Source organism: Sphingomonas aracearum, from assembly GCF_003345355.1.
Lineage (GTDB): Bacteria > Pseudomonadota > Alphaproteobacteria > Sphingomonadales > Sphingomonadaceae > Sphingomonas > Sphingomonas aracearum.
In genome coordinates, this window is sequence record NZ_QQNB01000001.1 from 1443036 (window position 1) to 1464090 (window position 21055).

Below are 21055 nucleotides of genomic sequence, written 5' to 3' on the forward strand. Positions count from 1 at the left end.
CGATGACCAAGCGGATGATCCTGCTCGCGGCGATGCTCGCGACGACCGCGTCGCCGGCGCTCGCGCGCGATCAGTGGACCAAGGCGCAGGCCCATGCCTGGTACGCCAGGCAGCCGTGGCTGATCGGCGCCAACTACACGCCTGCCACGGCGATCAACCAGTTCGAGATGTGGCAGGCGGAGACGTTCGATCCGGCCACGATCGACAAGGAGCTTGGCCTGGCCCAGTCGATCGGAATGAACACAATGCGCGTGTTCCTCCACAACATGCTCTGGGAACAGGATCCCGAGGGCCTGAAGAAGCGGATGAACCAGTTCCTGGAGATCGCCGCGCGACACAAGATCCGCACCTTGTTCGTGCTGTTCGACAGCTGCTGGGACCCCAACCCCGTGGCCGGTCCGCAGCGGCCGCCGATCCCGGGCGTGCACAACAGCGGCTGGATGCAGGCGCCGGGCGCCGCACGGCTGAAGGATGAAAGCCAGTACGTCAAGTTCCAGGGCTATGTGAAGGATGTGGTGGGCACCTTCGCGAAGGACGATCGCGTGCTCGGCTGGGACCTGTGGAACGAGCCCAACAACGATGGCGGCGGCAATTACGTGAGAACGCCGGACAAGAAGGCCTATGTCGCGCGGCTGCTGCCGCAGGTGTTCGACTGGGCGGCCTCCGTCGATCCCACCCAGCCGCTGACCGCCGGCCTGTGGATCGGTGACACTTGGGACCGGATGGAAACGCTGGACGCCGTCGAGAAGACGCAGGTCACGCGTTCCGACGTGCTCACCTTTCACGATTACAGCTGGCCCGAGACGTTCGAGAAGCGGGCGAAGCAGATGCTCAGCTATGGCCGGCCGGTGATCAACACCGAATACATGGCGCGCGGCAACGGCTCCACCTTCGACGGAACGCTGCCGGTCGCCAAGCGGATGAACATCGGCATGATGAACTGGGGCTTTGTCGACGGAAAGACGCAGACCCGCCTGCCCTGGGACAGCTGGAAGAAGCCCTATACGATGGAGCCGCCGACGATCTGGTTCCATGAAGTGTTCCGCGCGGACGGCACGCCCTATCGCCAGGCCGAAACCGACCTGATCCGCCGGCTGGCGCAGTCGCCCAAGGGCGTGGTGCCCGCGGCCAAATGAGACGCCTGCTCGCCATGGCGGCGGCGGCGGGGCTTGCCGTCGCCGCCGCTGCCGGCCCGGCGCAGGAAGTCGCCTCGGTGCTGACCGGCGCCGATCCCGACATGGAAGCCGGCGAGGACCGCTACTGGATCTATCCGACCGGCGGCGGCGGGCTGTTCGCCTGGTCGTCCGTGGACATGAAGCACTGGGAGCGAGGGCCGCGATTGCTGTCGCTGGCAGCAATCCCGTGGGTTGGCGATGACGGCGCCGCCGTGCACCATCTGTGGGCGCCCGACATGGTCGCCGCGAATGGCAGCCATTATCTCTATTATTCGATCGGGCCGCAGCACCCCACGCCGAGCCGCATCGGTGTCGCACGCTGCGACACGCTGCAGGGGCCCTGCACCGACAGCGGCAAGCCGCTCGTCAACGATGGCGGGCACGGGTTCGAGGCGATCGACCCCGCGGTGTTCGTCGATTCGAAGAGCGGGACGCCTTATCTCTATGCCGGTGGCAGCGCCGGCGCGACGCTGCGCGTCTGGGCGCTCAGGCCCGACATGGTCAGCATCGACCACGAGGTGAAGGTCGCCACGCCGCGCCACTTCACCGAGGGCGCGTTCCTGTTCGAGCGGAACGGCACCTATTACCTGTCCTACTCGTCGGGCAGGTACGACAACGCGACCTATTCGGTCCATTACGCCACCGCTCCCTCGCCCACCGGGCCGTGGCGCTATGCCGGGCGGCTGCTGGCCAGCGACGGCAAGTACAAGGGGCCCGGACACCATGCGTTCCTGCACGATCCCAGGGACGGGCGCTGGTACATCGCCTATCACCGCTGGGAAGGGCAGAGCGGCAACGGACCGTACAAGGGGGGACGCGTGGTCGCGATCCAGCCGGTCAGCTTCGGCACGGACGGATCGATCCTGCCGATCCGGATGACGAACTAATCGGCGGCGGCCGCGACATCCCGGTGCGTTTCGATCAGGTTCAGCACGTCGCCGATCAGCGTGCGCATGGCCGCGCGCGCGGCATCGCCGTCGCCCGCGGCGATCGCGTCGCGCACCGCACGGTGCTCGGCCACGCTGGCGGTGCGCCCCTTGATGCGATTGGTGAAGCGGATGGAGGTGCGCAGCGCGGTGGTCACCACGTCGCGGAACTGCGCGTAGAACGGGTTGCCCGAGGCCCGCAGCACCGCGACATGGAAGGCGATGTCCGCTTCCAGGGTGTCGTCCGCCCCGCGCTCGGCCGCCTCCATCCGTTCGAGCCCGGCGCTGATCCGGCCGATGTCGTCGGGCGCGGCGAAGCGCGCGGCAAGCGCCGCCGCTTCCGGTTCGATCGCCACGCGTAGCTGGTTGAACTGCTCGAGCAGCACGATCGAGAACTTCCGCTCCAGCAGCCATCGCAGCACGTCGGTGTCGAACAGGTTCCAGGACCCGGTCGGCTGCACGATCGTGCCCTGGCGCGGGCGCGCGCTCAGCAGCCCCTTGGCCGTCAGCATCTTCACCGCCTCACGCGTGACGGAGCGGCTGACGCCGTGCTGCCGGGCAAGCTCGGCCTCGGTCGGGAACGCTTCCTCATCGAAACGGCCGGTGACGATCGCGCGGCCCAGGCTGTCGAGCAGCCCGTAGGTCAGGTTGCGGCCGAGTTGCGGACGCACATCGTCCAGCGACAATCTCGACAACTCCGCCAACCTCTTATCTCCCGGTCTCGCGCCATCGGCACTGCGATCATCTTATGCCCGAGCCCCTTATAGACAAGCATATGTTGTAGTACGACTGCTCGCCAAAGCTGGCCGGTGTGCCGGCCGCCAGGGGGGAGCATCGCACGGGCACGCTTGTCGCGGGTCGATACGACCGACGGAGAGCCGGCCGGACATGCGCAAGCCCGTCATCGCGATGTGGCGTCGTTCCTCGGCCGCATGAGGAGGAGGGTCTCCGTCAGCCTTGCCCTCGCCGTGCCCGTGCAGTGTTCTGCCATGAAGCTCACATCACCCGATTCGCGGTGGGTCCGGCGCGCTTCTTCAAGGAGGAAAGGCTACGGATTCACCGGCTCGCTGCGCATGTCGATCGAGGCGCAGGCGGCCGGCCGATCCCGTGACGAGGGGGAGTTGCAGGATCGTCACCGGCATGCGTCAGCGGACTGCTTGACGGAGCCTGTCCGCGGTCAGCCAAGATCCCCGTGCAGGAGGCTGATTTCGCTCAGCCGGGAATGCCGGCTGAGGCTTTCGCGCATATGGTGCCGCGCCGCCTCGCGCGCCTTTTCGGCATCCATCCGCACGATTGCATCCAGGATCGCCTCGTGCTCGCCGCGGACCTTTTCGGCATAGGCATGGTGCGCCTCTTCCGAGCTGTTGCGCAGGTACAGGTCGCGTGGCGGCACGAGCCGGACGCCGAAGAAGTCGATCAAGCGGACGAAATAGTCGTTCTGCGTCGCCCGTGCGATGGCGTGGTGGAAGGCCGCGTCCCAGCGCGCGGATTCCGCTGGATCGTCGATCGCCGCATCCATCTCCCGCAGCGCGGCGCGGATCGTGCCGATATCGGACGTGGTCCGCCGGGCGGCGGCAAGGGCCGCCATTTCCGCTTCCACCGCCAGGCGCGTCTCGAGCAGCTTGATCACGTCGCCGAGGTCCTGCAATTCCTCGCGGGTGATCTGAAACGCGCTGTAGCGCGCGGTATCCGTCACATACACGCCGGACCCCTGGCGCGAGGTCACGAGTCCCTTTGCGGTCAGCCTGGCGATCGCCTCCCTGACGACCGTGCGGCTGACATTCTCCGCCGTGCAGATATCCTTTTGTGCCGGGAAGCGCGAGCCGGGCGGCATGGCGCCCAGCGCGATCCGCTCCTCCAGCTTACGAAACAGCGCGTCCGAAAGTGATGTTGAGGCAGCTTCCACTCCGACCTTTCTCCTTGTCGCGCCTGGCCTTGTAGTACCACTCGCCGCCACATGCCAGCCGCCCCGCCCGCCCCCGCCGCCACGGGGCAGCAAGCGGGGGACGGGCTGCTACACGACGGCGGGAGAGATGACCTGCCGCGCAATCCCGCCGCCGGAGGGTTCAGGGAGCAGCCTTGGCAGGCGCGGCCGGACGCCAGTTATAGCCCATCACCAAGGGCGGCCGCTCGACCTTGGTCTTGCGCAGCAGCGCGATCACCTCGGCGCCGGCCAGCAGCACGGGGCCATAGCCGTGCGATGCGGCGACATGCCGGGGGCGATAGGCGTAGAAAGCGGGGTCGAAGCCCATGCCCGTGCCGACGACCACGTCCTCCACCTCGCCGGCGGCGTTCACCTTGGTGGTCACGCCGTTCCACGCGAGCAGCGCGACCGGCGCATAGGCCCGCGGGTCCAGCCAGCCGCGATTGACGGCACGGGCAAGCGCAAAGGCATAGATCGCCGACGCCGACGTCTCCAGATAGGTATCCGGCCGATCGAGCAGCTGGTGCCACAACCCGGTGTCCGACTGGACTTTCGCCAGCCCTTCCGCAACCGCCCCCAGTTGCGCCAGCACCGCGGCGCGGCCGGGATGATCCGCAGGCAGCACCTCCAGCAGTTCCACGATCGCCATGATCGCCCAGCCATCCGGCCGCGCCCAGTATAAGGCCGGGTGCGGCGACATCTCCTGCACCCAGCCATGCTGGTACAGTTTCTTCTCCGGCACGAACATTCGCTGCGAGAATTGCAGCACCTGGCGCACGGCATCGTCGAAATAGCGCCGCTCGCCGGTCAACGCGCCCATCTGCGCCAGCGCCGGAACGCTCATGTAGAGGTCGTCCAGCCACAGCGTGTTCGGGTACGGGCTGGTCCGGGCGAGCGTGCCGTCCGCCAGGCGGAACTGCTTGTTGGCCACCCAGTTCAGGTAAAGATCGATCTGCGGGCGCGCGCGCTTGTCCAGGAGCTTGGCGCGCTCGGCCTTGATCATCGCCGCCGCCATTGCTCCCGCGTCGTCCAGCTTGTCGGGATTGAGCATGTCGCGAACCGGCGTTTCCCGTGCGGGAACGCCCTGGGCGCGGTAGTTGGCGGCGACCGCGTTGACGAAGTTCAGGCGATCGGCGGCATATTGCGTGAAGCGCTTGTCCCCGGTGACCTCCCCGGCGAGGAGCGCGCCCGAATAGGTCACGCCCCATTCGTAGCTGTTCAGGCGAAAGCCCGGGAGGAAATGTGCGCCGCGCGGCAGCTTGCCGTCGATTTTCAGGCGTTCGCCCGTCGCGCCCGTCAGCCCGACCTGCGTTTCGCGGTCGATATAGGCGAGCACGCGATCGAGAACGGCCTTCACCGAAACATCCGTCGGGCGGCCATAGGGCATGGGATAGGCCGGCTTCAGCAGCGCGACCTTGTCGTCGGTGTCGCGCATGGGCTCCCGGTTCATGGGAACGTCACGCGGGCCGAGCTGGGCGGCGGCGGGCGTCCCGCATGTCACTGCAAGCGCCGCCAGCGATCCGGTCACGAGCCATCGTCCCAGCGGCGTCCTGTCTACCTTGCGCACCAGCAATCCCTCCCATCCATGATGTCGTTGACCGACGACTGATCGATCAGATTTGTACTACGCATTGCCGCGGGTGCAACATGTGTCCGTTCGTGCCGTCATATGCGGTCCGTGCCGGTCAGGCCGGCAGATGCATCGGCTGGAGGCGGGGGCTGCAGACGTGCAACACGGCAAGTGCGAGGAAGTAGGCGCCGCCCGCGACCGCGAAGATCGGCGCGTAGCTGCCCGACGTATCCAGGACGAAGCCGATGAACTTGGCGATCACCATGCCGCCGATCGCGCCCGCCGTGCCGCCGATGCCCACCACCGAGCCCACCGCCTCGCGGGGGAAGAGGTCGGACGGCAGGGTCAGCAGGTTGGCGGAGAAGGCCTGGTGCCCCGCGGTGGCGACACCGATGATCGCCACGGCCCACCACAGATTGTCGACATACTGGACGAAGACGACAGGCAGGATCACCAGTGCGCAACCTGCCATGGTGAGTTTCCGCGCGCGGTTGGCGGAGAGCCCTGCCCGCATCATCCGCGAGGATGCCCAGCCCCCGACCACGCTGCCGATGTCCGACAGGAGATAGATGACGATCAGCGGCGGACCGAAGGACTTGAGATCCAGCCCGTATCGGCGGGAAAGGAAATCCGGCAGCCAGAATAGGAACATCCACCAGATCGGATCGGTGAGGAACTTGGGGATCGCGTACGCCCAGGTCTGACGCACGCCGAACAGCCGTCGCCAGGGCAGCGCCGTCACCGCGGCGGGCCGGTCGGCCTGGATCAGCGCCAGCTCCGTCGCATCAACACGAGGATGGGCGGCGGGCGAGCGGTAGACGGCGAGCCACACCACGATCCACACGGCGCTGACCAGGCCCGTCGCGACGAATGCCGTGCGCCAGCCATAAGCAATGGTGATGGCGGGCACCAGCAGCGGCGTGAGGATCGCACCGACATTGGCGCCGGCATTGAACAGCCCCACCGCCAGGGCGCGTTCGCGCTGCGGAAACCATTCGGCCACCGCCTTCAGGCCTGCGGGGAAGTTGCCCGATTCCCCCAGCCCGAGCGCAAAGCGCGCCAGCGTGAACTGGACGGCGCTGCCGACAAGTCCGTGCGCGACATGCGCTAGCGTCCAGATGCCGAACGCCACGGCATAGCCGATGCGCGTTCCCACCCGATCGATGAAGCGGCCGATGACCAGGAAGCCGATTGCATAGGCCGCTTGGAACCAGAACACGATGTTGGCATAGGCGCTCTCGTTCCAGCCGAGATCGGCCTGCAGCACCGGCTTGAGCACACCGATCATCTGGCGATCGACATAGTTGATCGTGGTTGCGGCAAACAGCATCGCGCAGATGGTCCAGCGCACGCGAGAGCCATGGGCAGGGTTGCCCGCCGCTTCGGCACCACTGGCTTGCTGCCGTTCTGTCACACACCCCTCCCCACCCCCGACTTCTCGCGCCGGTAAGGATTTGTAGTATTAATTGCATTGGCGGGTCAACCGTCCTCTTACGCGGTGGAGGGCGCGCCCGAACGCACTCTTGCCGATTTCCCGGCTTGGCTTCCTCGAACTTTGATAATACAACTTTGCTCGTTATAGACCGGCTGAGCGCAACGCCGCTTCGCGATCGGTGTCACCGGAGGGGAGGGCTATCATGATTCCTGCACGCACGGCCGTTATCCGCCCGCTCGCGGGCATAGTGGCGACTGGCGCCGCGCTGCTCGTGCCAGGCGCCGGTGTATCGCAGCAGGCGGCGGCGCCGCAGATGCCGGCGATCACGCGACCGCTCACCCCGCCCGCGGACAAGACCGCCCGCGCGGTGGTCACCTTCGCCGGCTATCGCTACGGCGACCTGCTGTGGGAGAATGATCGCACCGCGCATCGCGTCTACGGTCAGCCGCTGGAGGCGCACGAGCCGCCGTCCGGTTCCGGCGTGGACGCGTGGGGCAAGAGCGTGAACTGGCCGTTCGCCGATCGCCAGCTGAAGACCGGGGACCAGCACGGCTATCACGGCGAGGGCGTGGACTTCTACAATGTCGGCACCGGACGCGGGGCGGGCGGGCTGGGCATCTGGAGCGACAACAAGCTGTGGGTGTCGCGCAACTACCGTTCGTACAAGATCCTTGCGAGCGGAGGCGATGTTGCCGACTTCGAGGTGAGCTACGCACCGTGGCCCGTCGACGTGACCCGCAAGGTCTGGGAAACGCGGCGGTTCACGCTGAAGCTCGGATCGCAGTTCACCCGGCTCGTCTCCACCCTGTCCTCCGACCGCAAGGAGCCGCTGGTCGTGGGCATCGGCATCGGCAAGCGCACCACGCTGGCGGACAAGGACGGCCAGGTCACCGTGGACCGCACGCGCGGCATCATCACGTGGTGGAGCCCCGACACTCGAGACGAGGGAGCCATGGGCATTGCCCTGCGGGTCGATCCCGCGATGATCGTCGGCATGCGCCAGGATGCGGACAACCATCTGGTGCTGTTGCAGGTGCGCCCCGATGCCCCGTTCGTCTATTATTCGGGCTCGGTCTGGAGCAAGGGCAACAGCGGCATCCGCGATCGCGCGGCCTGGGACCGCTACGTCGCCGCCGCCGACCTGGATTTCGCCCCGCCGCCCGCTTCCGCGCGCCGCTGAGCAGCGCGGCGCGCCGGACGGGCACGCCTTTCGGCGCGCGCGGCAATCCCCTTCAGCCTAGCCAGGTCAGACCTCCGATGTTCCATCGAACCTATCACGCCACGCATCCCGAGATGATGGAAGGCGCCTCCAACGCGGCGCTGCGCGATCGCTACCTGATCGACGCCCTGTTCCGACGCGGCGAATGCGTGCTGAACTACACCCATGCCGATCGCCTGGTGATCGGCGGCGTGCTCGTCGGCGATGCCGAGGTGAGGCTGCCCGACCAGACCCAGCCGGCAAGCGCGGCAGGACAGCCCTTCCTGCAACGACGCGAGCTGGGCATCATCAATGTCGGCGCCGGATCGGGCACGGTCGTCGTGGATGGCGAGGCGTTCACGCTCGATCGGCTGGATTGCCTGTACGTGGCGATGGGCTGCGCCGACGTCCGCTTCGCCGGCGCGGACGCCCGCTTCTACCTGGTCTCCGCACCCGCGCATCAACGGTTCGCCACGCGCAAGCTGTCGATCGCCGACGCCAATGCATTGTCGCGCGGCAGCATGGCGGAGGCGAACGAGCGAACCATCCACCAGTTGATCATCCCGGGCGTGTGCGACAGCGCCCAACTGGTGATGGGCGTCACCGTGCTGCAGCCGGGCAATGTGTGGAACACGATGCCGGCGCATGTTCACGATCGTCGCAGCGAGATCTATTTCTACTTCGATCTGGACCAGCCCGAGGACAGTCGCGTGATCCATTTCATGGGCCGCGGCGACGGCATGCGCCAGATCGTGATCGCCAACGAACAGGCGGTGATCTCCCCGCCATGGTCGATCCACATGGGCGTCGCCACCCGGGCCTATTCCTTCGTCTGGGCCATGGCGGGCGAGAACCAGGATTATGCCGACATGGATGCGATCGATATCGGCCAGCTTGCCTGATTGCGCAGGCGGCGGAGTGCGCGAGCGCTCATGCGCAACGCGGCAGCTGACGCGGCATAATTGAACATACAACATTCCTTGACGGCGCCAGCATACTTATCATACCAATTCAGCAATAGCCCGGTGGCAGGCCGGCATCGCGCGAGGGAGGGGATGATGAGGGGAGTTCGCTGGCTGATCGGGACAGCCGCACTGGCCATTGCCGTGCAGGCGCAGGCCCAGCAAGGGGCAGCGCCGCAGGAACGGCAGACCGAGCCGGGCGCCGCGGCCACCCCCGACGGGGCGCCGCGCGATGGCGACATCATCGTGCTCGGCACCCGCGCAAGCGATCGATCGGCACAGGATACCAAGCGTGAATCCGACCAGATCGTCGATTCGGTGGTGGCGGAAGACATCGGCGCGCTGCCCGACTTCAACGTCGCGGAATCGCTGCAACGCGTGCCGGGCATCGCGCTCGATCGCAACGAGTTCACGGGAGAGGGCTCGGGCGTCAGCGTTCGCGGGCTCAACCAGATCACCACGTCGCTGGCCGGCCGCTCGATCTTCTCGGGCGCGGGCCGCTCCTTGAACCTGGGCGAGATTCCGGCGGGTCTGGTCGGCCGGGTGGACGTGTACAAGTCGCCGCAGGCGGACCAGATCGAATCCGGCCTGGGCGGCACCGTGGACGTGAAGCTGCGCAGCCCGGCCGACCTCAAGAAGTTCACCGCCTCCGTCACCGCCCGCGGCATCTACCGTCGGCTGAGCGACAGCGTGAACCCGAGCTTTTCGGGGCTGATCGGCAACAACTGGCGGGTTGGCGGCGGCAAGCTGGGCGTGCTGATCTCCGGCCTGTACGACAAGCGCGATTTCCGGACGGATCGGCTTGCCATCGATCCCTATGCCGATCGCCGCAACCTGGTCGATCGCAGCGGCGACGGGCGCACCAACAACAACAATGCCGCCGACAGCATCTACGTTCCGACGACGCTGACCACCCGCTACTCGCTGGGCACGTTCGAGCGCTGGGCGCTGGGCGGGCGCATCCAGTACAAGGAGGCGGGCAAGTTAGAGATCTATGCGGACGGATTGTACAACAAGTACAACGGCACGCAGGACCATTCGTTCATCGCCGCGCGACTGAACACGGCCCTGTACGGCGCACGTGCCACGCTGGCCCCCGGCGCCTACACCGTTCGTCCGGACAACCTGACCTTCGAAACCGGCACGTTCCGCAACGTGCCCTTTCAGTCGACCACCTACCTGGTCGACGAAAGCAACTATGTCTGGCAGGGCGCCGTCGGGTTCAAGCTGTATTCGGGCCGCCTCAGGGCGGAGGGCGATGCCAGCATCATCCGCAGCAACAAGGGCGAAGTCCGCCGCGATCTGACCACGGGCGGCATCGCACCGTCCTTCTACATGGATCTGACGCGGAAGACGCCGTTTTACGATTATCAGGGCGTCGACCTGCTGAACCCCGCGGCCTACCGTGCCGACCGCATCTCGACCTATCACTATCCCAATGTCGGCGAAGAGCGGGCCGGGCGGCTGGACATCACCGCCGATTTCGACCTGCCGATCCTGGAGGCGTTGCAATGGGGCGTGCGGATAAGCCGGCGCACCGCGGACCGCACCGGCTATGACGAGGGCGTCAGCCTGATCGGGCGTCCCGCAACGAGGACGCCCGGGTCGATCATCGAGGCCACGCCGGACGACCTGTTCGCGGGCCAGTTCGACCTGACCGACACGGCCTGGCTGCGTCCGCAGCCGGAACTGATCCGCAATCAATTCGGAGAGCTGCTCCAGGCCTATGGCCTTCCCGAGGACTTCCCGCCGATCGAGCCGCTTCTGGCCTATTCGTTCCGCGAACAGGGGCGCGCCGCCTATGTGATGGCCAAGATCCGGCAGGAGATCGGAAGCATGCGGCTGACGGGCAATGTTGGCTTGCGCTACAGCAGCATCAAGCAGAACGCGAACGGCTATCGCACCGCGCCCACAACCGGCGCGTTCGAGCCCGTGCTCATCGACCGCAGCTACGGCAACTGGCTGCCGAGCATCAACCTGGCCCTGCGCGTGACGCCCGATCTGGTGGTGCGCGGCGCCTATTCCAAGGTCGTGTCGCGGCCAGCCTTTGTTGATCTCTCCCCGACGCGCACGCTCGATTACGATACGCTCGAGGGTTCGGGCGGCAATCCCGAGCTCATGCCGTACAAGGCGAACCAGTATGACGCGACGGTGGAATGGTATTTCGGCCGTCCCGGCTTCGTCTATGCGGGCTATTTCAAGAAGGATATCGACGGATATTATCAGCGCGTCTCGCGCCCGGAACTCATCGCCGGCCAGACCTTCCAGATCGAACAGCTGGTCAACGCCGATGCCGCGAAGGTCGACGGCTTCGAGTTCGGCTATCAGCAGCAATATGACTTCCTGCCCGGCCTGCTTCGCGGCCTGGGCGCGCGCTTCAGCTTCACGCACATCAATTCCAGCCGCTACAATTCGGTGTTGCAGCGTTCCGAGCCGCTGTCGGGGCTTTCGCGCAATCTCTACAATGCCACCGGCACGTACGAGCTCGGCAAGTTCCGCGCGCGCATCGCCTACAATTGGCGCGAGGGGTATCCGATCAACCTCAATCCCGGCGGGGCACTGGCCTTGCCACGCATCCGGCGGTCCTTCGGCATCTGGGATGCGAGCGCCACCTATCAGTTGCGAAAGAACATCGCGATCTTTGCCGACGTGTCGAACATCACCAACCAGCGGGGCTCGGAATATTATTCCGTGCAGGACAGGCCGGGCGCCTTCTTCCTGAGCGACCAGACGTTCGGCCTGGGCGTGCGCGCCAACTTCTGATCCCACGCGGGTGGCTTTGCCGCCACCCGCCTTACCGCCGGGGGCAGTGCGCCGCGATCAGGCGCGCCAGGTCGCCAGCGCCCGCGTGCGGGCCCTGGTGACGCTGACCCAGCATTGCGCCACGTTCAGCGACGCGATCGAGCCGCCACCCCGGCCACGCTCGATGCACCCCCGGTCCCGCTGCTTCAGCCATTGCCGCTGCTCGACGAGAAGCCGTTGCCGCGCCCGGGTGCCCAGCCGCTTGCGAAGCGCGGAATAGCGGGCGCTCATCTGCGCATCGGCGACGCGCAGGTCATGCGCTGCGCAATGCTGCAGTTCGACGGTGGAGGTGCATCGTCGGGGCGCAGGGTCGCGAAACGCCGGGTTCGTCATGAACGCTCCAGCCGTCTGCGCCGCGGCAGGAACGGCGGACGCCACCAGCGCGGCGGCGGCGGCGGCGGCCAGGGAAAAGAATCGTCTCGTCATAGGTCACTCCCTCGCACCCCTGCCGGCATCGGCTGGCGCGGACGTTGCGGTTCACTGCAGGGTACCACGCCCCTGCCGATCAACGGGTGCGGATGAACCATTCCACACACTAACTGTTGTGTTAGTGAACGTAAGTGCCGGAGAGTGGTTCCATGAACGAACATGCCGTCTCGCCTCGACGTCGCCGCATGCCGCGGCTCCTCCTGGTCTGTACGGGCGCGCTGGCCGTCGGCGCCTGCGCGGGCGGCGGCCGCGTGGCGACGTTCGAGGCCGCTGCGGTGCCTCCCGCTCCTGACTATGCCCGCCCCGATGCATGGCTCGCGCAGCCCGGTCGCAACGGGCTCGAACGATCGACACCCCCCGGCATGACCCCGATCGACGAAGCCCGGGCGCCGGCCGACGTCTTCTTCATCCATCCGACGACCGTGGACGGCGGCGCGCTGAACGCCGCCTATGACGCGCCGCGAGCGCAGGCCAAGCTGGAGCCGGCGGTGCTGCTGGGCCAGGCCAGCGTGTTCAACGGCTGCTGCCGGATCCATGCGCCGCATTACCGCCAGGCCTCGCTGGCCGGGCTGAAGGACCGGGAGGCGACCGCGCTCGCCTATTCGGACGTGGCCCGTGCCTTTCGCCAGTTCATCCAGCGGATCGGCCGGGGGCGGCCGTTCATCATCGCCTCCCACAGCCAGGGCAGCGGCCATGCGGTGGAACTGCTCCAGCGCGAAGTGGCCGGCACGCCGCTGCAGAAACGGCTGGTCGCGGCCTATCTGATCGGCGGCTATGTGCCGCGCTCCTTTGCCGAGATCGGCCTGCCGACCTGCGACGCGCCGCGCCAGACCGGCTGCGTCCTGTCCTACAATGCCAGCAAGGGGACCAAGCTTGCGCGCATGGTGATCGAGGGCAAGGCATACCAATGGCAGGGCCAATGGCGGAAGCAGGGCGATCCGCCCGCCATCTGCGTCAACCCGCTGAACTGGCGCGCCGGGGCGGCAGCCGGGCCGGAGCAGCACATGGGCGGCCTGCCGCTGCCCAAGGCGCCGTTTCCCGATCGCGCGGTGCAGTTGGCCGACCTCCAGCCCGGCATCACCGGCGCCGCTTGCCGCGACCAGATGCTGGAGGTGAAGCTCAACGCATCGGCAAGCGGATTTGGCGACACGCTGAGCAGTCTCGCCGGCAGCTACCACCTGAACGACTATGGGCTGTTCTACGCCAACCTCCGCGAGAATGCGATCGAGCGGGTCACCGCCTGGCGCATGTCGCGGCGGGACTGACCTCCCCCAGCAAGTCCTTCCCGAAGGTTAATTGATTTTCGAGTGAACGTCTTGACCAATGGAATGCCCTGCGGCAGGCTGATCCCTGCAACTCCCGCTCGAGCAAACAGGGGGGACCGGCACGGCCTTGTGCACGGATGAAAGGAGAGGATCGATGGGTATGAGGATCGGCATGGTTCTGCTCGGCGTGGCGGCGGCCACGCTGCCTGCGGGTGCCATCGCGCAGTCCCGCCCGGCACCGGTGAAGACCGAGGCTGGGGCGGTGGTCGGCATCGCCGACCAGAAGGTGATCGCCTTTCGCGGCATCCCCTATGCCGCCCCGCCGGTCGGCCCCCTGCGCTGGAAGCCGCCGCAGCCCGCCGTGCGCTGGAGCGGCACCCGCGACGCCGGCGCGTACGGCGCCGCCTGCCCGCAGCCGACGCGCAAGGAGGCCTGGGCGCAGGTCGGCACGCAGAGCGAGGACTGCCTGTTCCTCAACGTCTGGCGGCCGAAAGCGCCGGGCAAATATCCGGTGATGGTGTTCTTCCATGGCGGCGGCTTCACCTATGGCGCGGCCGGCGTGCCGCTGTACGAAGGTTCGGCCCTCGCGGCGCGCGGCGTGGTGCTCGTCACCGTCAACTACCGCCTCGGCCGGCTCGGCTTCTTCGCCCATCCCGCGCTGACCCGCGAGAACCCGAACGGCGCACTCGGCAATTATGCGATCATGGACCAGATCGCCTCGTTGCGCTGGATGCAGAAGAACATCGCGGCCTTCGGCGGCGATCCCGCCAACGTCACCATCTTCGGCGAGTCCGCCGGTGCGGGGTCGGTGCAACTGCTGATGGGGTCGCCCGAGCTGAAGGGCCTGTTCCACAAGGCGATCTCCGAATCCGGCTCCGGCGCCAGCCCGCTGCCGCCGATCCGCGGCGGCGCGATCAACGCAGAGGCGGTCGGCGAGATGTGGACCGCCAGCCTGGGCCTGAAGAACGCGACCCCCGAGCAGCTGCGCGCGATCCCGCTGGACGAGGTCATCAAGGGTCGCGGCTTTCCGTTCCTCGACGGCAAGGTGGTGAAGCAGAGCCCGGGCGAGCCGTTTTTCGCGAACACGGAGGCGCGGGTGCCGCTGATCATCGGCTCGAACTCGAACGAGGCGACGCTCGGCGGCATGACTGAGGCCGCCGCCCGCGGGCTGCTGGGCGATCGCTTCGCCGCGCTTCAGGCGGGCTATGTCGCCAAAACCGGCAAGCCGGTGGACGCCGCAACGGTGGACCTGGCCGAGGATCTCGCCTTCGTCCTCCCCTCGCTGGCGCTGGCCGACCGGCATGCCGCGTCGGGCAACCGCGCCTATGCCTATTATTTCGACCAGGTCACGTCCGACCAGCGCGCCGGCAGCGCCGGCACCGAACATGGCGGCGAGATCGAGTACCTGTTCGGCAATCCGGCCGCGGAACACCGCTGGGACGAGGACGACCGCCGCACCTCGCAGCAGATCGGCGATTACTGGGTGCGCTTCGCCAGGACGGGCGATCCCAACGGCCCCGGCGCGGTGCGCTGGCCGGCGGTGACGGGGCAGCCGACCGACTTCCTGGTGATCCAGGCCAAGCCGCACGCGGCGAAGCTCACCCCCATCGAGGAACAGGCCAAGGCCGCGACCATGGCCGATGCCGCCGCCAAATGGGCCGCCACGCCCAAGCCCTGAGCCTTCGCGTCGACACGCTGATCCGGGAGCAGACATGACGGACACCGATACCCAGTTCAGCCGGCGCCAGATCGTCGCCGGCGCCGCTGCGGCCGCGACGCTGGCCGGCGCGCCCTCGCCCGCGCTGGCGGCACCCCGCGCCACGCCCAAGGGCTTTCTGTGGGGCACGGCGATCTCCGCGCACCAGAGCGAAGGCAACAACACCGCCTCGGACAGCTGGCTGCTGGAGACGAACAAGCCGACCGCCTTTGTCGACCCCTCGGGCGATGCCTGCGACAGCTATCATCGCTACGAGGAAGACCTCGACATCGCCGCGTCGCTCGGCCTCAACTGCTACCGCTTCGGCATCGAATGGGCGCGGATCGAGCCGGCGGAGGGCATGTTCTCGCAGGCCGCGCTCGACCATTATGTGCGCGTGCTGGAGGCGTGCCACGCGCGCAAGCTGCTGCCGATCGTCACCTACAACCACTTCACCGTGCCCCTGTGGTTCGCGATGCGCGGCGGGTTCGAGGTGGCGGACGGCGCCGACCTGTTCGCGCGCTTCTGCGCCAGGGCGACCGACCGGCTGGGGCCGCTGATCGGCATGGCGACGACCTTCAACGAGGCAAACATCCTCGACCTGCGCCGCATCCTGCCGCGCTTCGCCAGCGACGCCGCGGCGGAAAACGCCCGCGCGATGGTGGCGGCGGCCCGGCGGCGCACCAGTTCGCCGAATTTCTCGTCCATGCTGTTCGGCGACCCCGACAAGATCGATCCGGTGATGCTGGACGGGCATGCCAAGGCCACGGCCGCGATCAAGGCAAGCGCCGGCAACTTCCCGGTCGGCATCTCGCTGACGATGCAGGAGATTCAGGGCGTCGGCCCGAACAACCGCGCCGCCTGGGCCGAGCAGACGCAATATGGCGGCTGGCTGGAGGCGGCTCGCAAGGCCGATTTCGTCGGCGTGCAGACCTATTCGCGCCTGCGCTTCGATGCCAAGGGACTGATGAAGCCAGAGGCCGGCGTGCCGGTGACCGACATGGGATACGAGAACTATCCCTCGGCCATCGGCGCGACGATCCGCTTTGCCGCCAGGCACATCGGCAAGCCGATCTACCTGACCGAAACCGGTCTCGGCACCAACGACGACACGCAGCGGGTAGCCTTCATCAAGGCCACCATGGCCGAGGTCGGCAAGTGCCTGGACGAGGGGCTCGACGTGCGCGGCTATCTCTACTGGTCGCTGCTCGACAATTTCGAATGGACCTCCGGCTACGCCAAGAAGTTCGGGCTGGTGGCGGTGGACCGCACCACCTTCAAACGCACCCCCAAGCCCAGCGCGGCGTATCTCGGCATGCGCGCCAGGGCCAACCGCATATGAGGAACGGCCGGGGGCGCAGGCGGGTGAAGCGCGCCTCCGGTTGCGCAGGCGTTCTCCTGCTGCTGCTGATCCTTGCCTTCACCGCGCTGGGCGGGTGGGGCCTGATCGCGGCGATGCGTGCTCCGGCCACGCCGTTCGATCCGCGACACGTGCCGCCTGCACCGGACTATGCGAAGCCGGCGGCCTGGCTCGCCCTTCCCGGCCGCAACGGGCTGGAACGCTCGACACCACCGGGCATCGCGGCGGTGAACGAGACGCAGGCGCGGGCGGACGTGTTCTTCGTCCATCCGACCACGTTCAAGGGCAACAGCATGTGGCTGGCGCCGTTCGACGCTTCGGACAAGGCCGCGCCGCTCAACGCGCCCGTGCTGCTCGATCAGGCGAGCGTGTTCAACGGCTGCTGCCGCATCTACGTGCCGCGCTATCGCCAGGCGAGCCTTGCCGGGCTCGGCGTGCCGGGCGCGATGGACGTCGCCTATGCCGACATCGCCCGCGCGTTCCGCCACTACCTCGCGCATGACAATGGCGGCCGGCCGTTCCTCATCGCCTCGCACAGCCAGGGCACCGCGCATGCGATCCGCCTGTTGCAGGAGGAAGTGCTCAAGACGCCGTACCGCCGCCAGCTGGTCGCGGCGTTCCTGATCGGCGGCTATGTGCCCGATACTTTCGGCGAGCTCGGCCTGCCGGTCTGCAACCACGCGCGGCAGACGGGATGCGTGCTGTCCTACAACACGGCGGAAGCCGGCCGCGGTAGCGCGCGAATGGTGATCGACAACAAGAGCTATTGGTGGCGCGGCGCGCTCAGGACATCCGGCCAGGCCAAGGCGGTGTGCGTCAATCCGCTCACCTGGCGCGTGGCAGGTGCGGCACCCGCTACTGGCAATGCCGGCAGCCTGCCCTTCCCTGCGGCGCCGTTCGGCACCTCGGCCAAGCGCCTGCCGGCGCTCGTTCCGCACCTGACCGGCGCCGTGTGCCGCGACGGGATGCTCGACGTGGACGTGCCCTGGTCGGCGCCGTCCGGCTTCATCGACCCGCTGTCGCTGGTGTTCGGCAGCTATCACCTGAACGACTACGGCTTCTTCTACGACAGCCTGCGGCGCAACGCGAACGACCGCGTCGCTGCCTGGAGCGCACGATGACCGGGCGGATCGCCACCTCCTCGCTGGGCGGATTGGCGATCGCGGCAGCTGGCATCGCTCACCGGGCGCCGCCGAGATTTTGATTATTACGTGAGTGAACGTTGACATGCAGGAGGGCTGCCTGCCATCAACGGGCAATCGGCGGACGCAGAGCCGCACAATCCGGGAGCGGGCAATGGCAGAGCAAAGGGCGGCAAGCGGTGCGGCACCTCCGGGCGGGCACACCAACCGATATGCCTGGCTGGTCCTGTCGGTCCTGTGCCTCGTCTACGTCCTCAACTTCCTCGATCGCCAGCTGCTGTCGATCCTGGCCAAGCCGATCCAGGACGAGCTGGGCGTCAGCGATGCGCAGCTCGGGCGCATCGGCGGCCTCTATTTCGCGCTGTTCTACTGCACCATCTCCATTCCCGTGGCCTGGCTGGCCGATCGCACCAACCGCGTGCGCGTGCTCAGCATCGCCTGCGCGCTGTGGAGCGCGGCGACGATCGCCTGCGGACTGTCCGCCAGCTATCCGCAGCTGGTGCTGTCGCGCATGGCGGTCGGCGTCGGCGAGGCCGGCGGGGTGCCGCCCTCCTATTCGATCATCTCGGACTATTTCGCCCGCGAGCAGCGCGGCCGCGCGCTGGGCCTGTTCAACCTGGGGCCGCCGATCGGACAGGCGCTGGGCGTGGCCTTTGGCGCGGCGATCGCCGCCCGCTACGATTGGCGCTCCGCCTTTGTGGCGCTGGGCGCGGTGGGCATCGTGACCGCCGCTATTGTGTGGACGATCGTGCGCGAGCCGAAACGCGGCGCCACCGATCCGGCGCCCCTGCCGGCTTCCACCGCGCAGGAGCGGCCCCGCTTCCTGGCCGCCGCCCGCGCCTTCTTCGCGGACCCGGTGCTGCGGCTTGCCGCGATCGCCGCCGGCGCGACGCAGTTCGTCACCTACGCCTCGCTCAACTTCACCACGCTGTTCCTGATGCGCGAGAAGGGCATGACCCTGCCCGAGATCGCGCTGTGGTACGCCCTTCTGCTCGGCATCGGGGTGAGCGCGGGCATCTATGCGTCGGGCTGGCTGGTCGACCGCTTCGCGCACCGCTCGCGCCGCGCCTATGCGCTGATCCCTGCGGCCGGGCTCGCGCTCGCCGTGCTGCCGTTCCTCGGCTTCGTCGCCGCGCCGACCTGGCCGCTGGCGCTGGTATTCCTGATCGGGCCGACGATCTTCAACTATTTCTACCTGTCGCCCACCACCGCGCTGGTCCAGAACCGGGTTCCGGCGAGCCACCGCACGCTGGCCGGCGCGCTGGCGCTGCTGGTGTCCAACCTGATCGGGCTGGGGCTCGGCCCCACCTATCTCGGCGCGGTCAGCGACCTGTTGCGCACCGCCCATCCGGACAATCCGCTGCAGCTCGCCTTCTACAGCCTCCTTCCCTTCTACCTGATCGCCATCGCCCTGTTCCTTGCGCTTGCCCGCCTGCTCGGCCGGGACGAGCGCGGCGCCGCCTGAGGTCCAAGCCCGACATGCAGCCTTTCCCGCTTCTCCTGCACAAGTTCATCGATCATGCCGCCAAATGGCATGGCGACACCGCCATCGTCACCGGCAGCGGGCCCTCGCCGGCGCGGATCGGTTATGCGGGCCTGCGCGAGCGCAGCATGCGGCTGTCGGGCGCGTTCGCCGCGCTCGGCCTGAAGACCGGCGACCGGATCGCGACGCTGGCCTGGAACACGCAGGGGCATATGGAAAGCTGGTATGCCGCGCTCGGCCTCGGCGTGACCTGTCACACGCTCAACCCGCGGATCGCGCCGGCGCAGATGATCGAGATGGTGACCCAGGCGCAGGACCGCGTGCTCGTCGCCAGCGCCGACCAGGCCGACACCGTGGAGGCGATCGCCGCCGCCTGCCCGACGATCGCGCATGTCGTGATCCTCGACGAACCCAGCACCGCCGAGCTCAAGCGCCCGGTGCTGGCGCGCGCGCGGCTGTGGGAACAGCAGGAACTGATGGACGAACGCGGCGGCCATGTCGCGTGGGGCGGCTTTGACGAGGAGACGGAGGCGGGGCTGTGCTTCACCTCCGGCACCACCGGCGCGCCGAAGGGCGTGCTCTACACGCACCGTTCCAATTATCTCCAGACGCTCACCGTCCTGCAGGCGGACGTGATGGCGCTCACCGCGCGTGACGTGGTGCTGGCGGCGGTGCCGATGTTCCATGCCAACGGCTGGGGCCTCGCCTTTGCCGCGCCCGCGGCGGGTGCCACCTTCGTGCTGCCGGGACGCCTGACCGACGGCGCGCGGATGGCGGCCCTGATCCGCGGGGAAGGCGTCACCGTCGCGATCGGCGTCGCCACCGTGTGGCTCGGCCTGATCGACCATCTCGAGGCCAGCGGGGGCGACCTGCCGACGCTCAACCGCGTCATTCTGGGCGGCGCGCCCGTGCCGCAGGCGCTGATGGACCGGATCGAGCAGCGGCTGGGCGTTACGGTGCAGACCAGCTGGGGCATGACCGAGCTGTCGCCGCTGGGCACGATCTCGCCGGTGGGCGCAAACAACCGCGACGCGCGCAGGTCCGGTCGCGCGCCCGTCGGCGTCGACCTGTGCGTCGCCGACGCAGAGGGCGTGCCCCTTGCCCGGCAGCGCGGCGCCGAAGGACGGCTGCTGGTGAAGGGCGCCAGCGTGATCGACCGCTATTTCGGGCAGGACGAGCCGGCGACGGATGCGGCGGGCTGGTTCGACACGGGCGATCTCGCCGTGATCGACGCGAACGGCAACCTCCAGATCACCGGCCGCTCCAAGGACCTCATCAAGTCCGGCGGGGAATGGATCAACCCGGGCGAGATCGAGGCGATCGTCGGCGCGCTGCCCGCGGTCGGGCTGGTGGCGGTGATCGGGCGGACGGATCCCAAATGGGGCGAGCGGCCGGTGGTCGTGGTGGAAGAGCGCGCCGGTGAGCGCCTGGGCGAGAACGACGTCCGGCAGGCGCTGGACGGCCGCATTCCCCGCTGGTGGATGCCGGACGCCGTGGTGCTGCTGGATGCCATGCCGCTCGCGCATACCGGCAAGATCGACAAGGCTCGCTTGCGCCGCGAGCTTGGCTGAGCGCCGGCGCCGGTGTTGCCGAAAGGCATCAGCCCGGCTCAAACGTTGATTGTTGTGTTAATGAATGTTGACCTTTGAAGCCGGTCGGCTCATCAAAGGAAATCGGATGCCGAAAGA

The 21055-nt window shown here is 67.8% G+C and carries 16 protein-coding genes; 11 read left to right on the plus strand and 5 right to left on the minus strand.

The window, feature by feature from the left end:
* Positions 1 to 2 precede the first annotated feature (2 nt).
* Entirely contained in the window at positions 3 to 1136 is a 1134-nt protein-coding gene (locus DVW87_RS06820; protein WP_114686912.1) for a cellulase family glycosylhydrolase, read from the plus strand.
* Complete coding sequence (locus tag DVW87_RS06825) at positions 1133 to 2062, plus strand: family 43 glycosylhydrolase (RefSeq protein WP_114686913.1); 930 nt, start codon at positions 1133 to 1135, stop codon at positions 2060 to 2062. Before DVW87_RS06820 ends, DVW87_RS06825 begins: the two co-directional genes overlap by 4 nt.
* Here DVW87_RS06825 and DVW87_RS06830 read toward each other — a convergent pair.
* The 4 genes from DVW87_RS06830 to DVW87_RS06845 all read right to left on the minus strand — a co-directional run bounded on the left by DVW87_RS06830 (position 2059) and on the right by DVW87_RS06845 (position 6925).
* Entirely contained in the window at positions 2059 to 2796 is a 738-nt protein-coding gene (locus DVW87_RS06830; protein ID WP_420822326.1) for a FadR/GntR family transcriptional regulator, read from the minus strand. The genes DVW87_RS06825 and DVW87_RS06830 overlap by 4 nt on opposite strands.
* Before the next feature lie 482 nt (positions 2797 to 3278).
* Positions 3279 to 4007, minus strand: a complete 729-nt coding sequence (locus DVW87_RS06835) for a FadR/GntR family transcriptional regulator (protein ID WP_239017795.1) — start codon at positions 4005 to 4007, stop codon at positions 3279 to 3281.
* Between the two features lie 160 nt (positions 4008 to 4167).
* The gene (locus DVW87_RS06840) at positions 4168 to 5460 is read right to left on the minus strand and encodes a glycoside hydrolase family 88/105 protein (RefSeq protein ID WP_220149788.1); all 1293 of its coding nucleotides are present in this window, start codon (positions 5458 to 5460) and stop codon (positions 4168 to 4170) included.
* A gap of 250 nt (positions 5461 to 5710) precedes the next feature.
* Positions 5711 to 6925: an MFS transporter gene (locus tag DVW87_RS06845; protein ID WP_114687125.1), complete on the minus strand. Its 1215-nt coding sequence runs from the start codon at positions 6923 to 6925 to the stop codon at positions 5711 to 5713.
* A gap of 307 nt (positions 6926 to 7232) precedes the next feature.
* On the opposite strand from DVW87_RS06845, the gene DVW87_RS06850 reads away from it, so the two are divergent.
* The 3 genes from DVW87_RS06850 to DVW87_RS06860 all read left to right on the plus strand — a co-directional run bounded on the left by DVW87_RS06850 (position 7233) and on the right by DVW87_RS06860 (position 11953).
* On the plus strand, positions 7233 to 8210 hold the full coding sequence (locus DVW87_RS06850) for a DUF4861 family protein (protein WP_114686916.1): 978 nt from the start codon (positions 7233 to 7235) through the stop codon (positions 8208 to 8210).
* Between the two features lie 77 nt (positions 8211 to 8287).
* The gene (gene kduI, locus DVW87_RS06855) at positions 8288 to 9130 is read left to right on the plus strand and encodes a 5-dehydro-4-deoxy-D-glucuronate isomerase (protein WP_114686917.1); all 843 of its coding nucleotides are present in this window, start codon (positions 8288 to 8290) and stop codon (positions 9128 to 9130) included.
* 156 nt (positions 9131 to 9286) lie between these two features.
* Positions 9287 to 11953 (plus strand): TonB-dependent receptor, encoded by a 2667-nt coding sequence (locus DVW87_RS06860; protein WP_181814739.1) that lies wholly within the window; start codon positions 9287 to 9289, stop codon positions 11951 to 11953.
* 57 nt (positions 11954 to 12010) lie between these two features.
* Here DVW87_RS06860 and DVW87_RS06865 read toward each other — a convergent pair whose 3' ends face one another.
* Complete coding sequence (locus tag DVW87_RS06865; protein WP_114686919.1) at positions 12011 to 12418, minus strand: lysozyme inhibitor LprI family protein; 408 nt, start codon at positions 12416 to 12418, stop codon at positions 12011 to 12013.
* A gap of 188 nt (positions 12419 to 12606) precedes the next feature.
* Between DVW87_RS06865 and DVW87_RS06870 the strand changes: the two genes are divergently transcribed.
* The 6 genes from DVW87_RS06870 (at position 12607) to DVW87_RS06895 (ending at position 20938) form a co-directional block, all read left to right on the plus strand.
* A complete protein-coding gene (locus DVW87_RS06870) occupies positions 12607 to 13686 on the plus strand; it encodes a DUF3089 domain-containing protein (protein ID WP_181814740.1) in 1080 nt (359 codons plus the stop codon).
* Between the two features lie 154 nt (positions 13687 to 13840).
* Positions 13841 to 15364 (plus strand): carboxylesterase/lipase family protein, encoded by a 1524-nt coding sequence (locus DVW87_RS06875; RefSeq protein ID WP_114686921.1) that lies wholly within the window; start codon positions 13841 to 13843, stop codon positions 15362 to 15364.
* A gap of 34 nt (positions 15365 to 15398) precedes the next feature.
* The gene (locus DVW87_RS06880) at positions 15399 to 16724 is read left to right on the plus strand and encodes a glycoside hydrolase family 1 protein (RefSeq protein ID WP_114686922.1); all 1326 of its coding nucleotides are present in this window, start codon (positions 15399 to 15401) and stop codon (positions 16722 to 16724) included.
* Positions 16725 to 16747: 23 nt separating this feature from the next.
* Positions 16748 to 17863: a DUF3089 domain-containing protein gene (locus DVW87_RS06885; RefSeq protein ID WP_181814741.1), complete on the plus strand. Its 1116-nt coding sequence runs from the start codon at positions 16748 to 16750 to the stop codon at positions 17861 to 17863.
* 175 nt (positions 17864 to 18038) lie between these two features.
* Positions 18039 to 19349 carry a spinster family MFS transporter gene (locus DVW87_RS06890; RefSeq protein ID WP_114686924.1) on the plus strand — a complete coding sequence of 437 codons (1311 nt, stop codon included), beginning with the start codon at positions 18039 to 18041 and terminating at the stop codon, positions 19347 to 19349.
* 14 nt (positions 19350 to 19363) lie between these two features.
* The gene (locus tag DVW87_RS06895; RefSeq protein ID WP_114686925.1) at positions 19364 to 20938 is read left to right on the plus strand and encodes an AMP-binding protein; all 1575 of its coding nucleotides are present in this window, start codon (positions 19364 to 19366) and stop codon (positions 20936 to 20938) included.
* The last annotated feature ends 117 nt before the right edge of the window (positions 20939 to 21055 follow it).

Excerpts from the sequence above, each read along its gene's own strand:
- DVW87_RS06850 (WP_114686916.1), top strand. The coding sequence starts at position 7,233 with ATGATTCCTGCACGCACGGCCGTTATCCGCCCGCTCGCGGGCATAGTG.
- DVW87_RS06870 (WP_181814740.1), top strand. The coding sequence starts at position 12,607 with ATGCCGCGGCTCCTCCTGGTCTGTACGGGCGCGCTGGCCGTCGGCGCC.
- DVW87_RS06890 (WP_114686924.1), top strand. The coding sequence starts at position 18,039 with ATGGCAGAGCAAAGGGCGGCAAGCGGTGCGGCACCTCCGGGCGGGCAC.
- DVW87_RS06860 (WP_181814739.1), top strand. The coding sequence starts at position 9,287 with ATGAGGGGAGTTCGCTGGCTGATCGGGACAGCCGCACTGGCCATTGCC.
- DVW87_RS06840 (WP_220149788.1), bottom strand. The coding sequence starts at position 5,460 with ATGCGCGACACCGACGACAAGGTCGCGCTGCTGAAGCCGGCCTATCCC.
- DVW87_RS06895 (WP_114686925.1), top strand. The coding sequence starts at position 19,364 with ATGCAGCCTTTCCCGCTTCTCCTGCACAAGTTCATCGATCATGCCGCC.
- DVW87_RS06865 (WP_114686919.1), bottom strand. The coding sequence starts at position 12,418 with ATGACGAGACGATTCTTTTCCCTGGCCGCCGCCGCCGCCGCCGCGCTG.
- kduI (WP_114686917.1), top strand. The coding sequence starts at position 8,288 with ATGTTCCATCGAACCTATCACGCCACGCATCCCGAGATGATGGAAGGC.
- DVW87_RS06880 (WP_114686922.1), top strand. The coding sequence starts at position 15,399 with ATGACGGACACCGATACCCAGTTCAGCCGGCGCCAGATCGTCGCCGGC.
- DVW87_RS06875 (WP_114686921.1), top strand. The coding sequence starts at position 13,841 with ATGGGTATGAGGATCGGCATGGTTCTGCTCGGCGTGGCGGCGGCCACG.
- DVW87_RS06820 (WP_114686912.1), top strand. The coding sequence starts at position 3 with ATGACCAAGCGGATGATCCTGCTCGCGGCGATGCTCGCGACGACCGCG.
- DVW87_RS06825 (WP_114686913.1), top strand. The coding sequence starts at position 1,133 with ATGAGACGCCTGCTCGCCATGGCGGCGGCGGCGGGGCTTGCCGTCGCC.
- DVW87_RS06845 (WP_114687125.1), bottom strand. The coding sequence starts at position 6,925 with ATGCTGTTTGCCGCAACCACGATCAACTATGTCGATCGCCAGATGATC.